Origin of the sequence: Vibrio sp. 10N.222.49.C9, assembly GCF_041474985.1 — a bacterium.
In the GTDB taxonomy this organism is placed as follows: Bacteria; Pseudomonadota; Gammaproteobacteria; order Enterobacterales; family Vibrionaceae; genus Vibrio; species Vibrio crassostreae_C.
Map to the genome: position 1 here is coordinate 1 of NZ_JBFRVD010000733.1, position 304 is coordinate 304.

Sequence of the window (304 nt, forward strand, 5' to 3'; positions counted from 1 at the left end):
CTATATCATGGTTAACTGCCAATTGAGCTTCAACATCATTATCGCACGAGGTGAAAATGGTCAACTGCAGCACCATGTTGTTATCCATGGTGGTATAGGCAGAGACTTCCATAGCGTGTAAAGGATAGAGCTTACGCAGCAGCAGTTGATGGGTATCTTTGGTACGCGCTATCTGTACACCACTATCTAGCAGAGGAAAGCCTAACCACTGCCAATCATAGCCCCGGTCTTTAACTATCAGCAGTCCGTACAAGCTTCCAAGAGCGCTCATTAGCACTATAGAAATTATGCGGCAAAGTAGTAT

Annotated in this window: 1 pseudogene; it reads right to left on the reverse strand. The window is 45.1% G+C overall.

The window, feature by feature from the left end:
- Positions 1-271: pseudogene (locus AB4585_RS25315) on the reverse strand (hypothetical protein); the annotation flags it as partial.
- Positions 272-304: the final 33 nt, after the last annotated feature.